This is a genomic window from Bifidobacterium vespertilionis (genome assembly GCF_008698145.1).
GTDB lineage: Bacteria > Actinomycetota > Actinomycetes > Actinomycetales > Bifidobacteriaceae > Bifidobacterium > Bifidobacterium vespertilionis.
In genome coordinates, this window is sequence record NZ_RZNZ01000049.1 from 1 (window position 1) to 205 (window position 205).

At 50.7% G+C, this 205-nt stretch carries 1 protein-coding gene; it reads left to right on the forward strand.

Annotation, left to right across the window (positions count from 1 at the left end):
* Window positions 1-195, forward strand: a 195-nt coding sequence (locus EMO90_RS12555) for a hypothetical protein (protein ID WP_223851269.1), incomplete at its 5' end; no start/stop codon positions are given.
* Between the last annotated feature and the right edge of the window lie 10 nt (window positions 196-205).

The following is a 205-nucleotide window of genomic DNA, read 5'->3' on the forward strand; positions in this document are numbered from 1 at the left end:
CAAAACTACTTGAATGTCGCACGGCTGGCGATGCGGCGTTCATGGTCGCTTATTGAGAATCGGAAGGGTGCCGGAGGGGCTTGGTTTCGGAGTGGCTTACGCCTACTACGGGGCTATCTTATCAATATGTGTAAATTTACAAAACTACTTGAATGTCGCACGGCTGGCGATGCGGCGTTCATGGTCGCTTATTGAGAATCGGAAG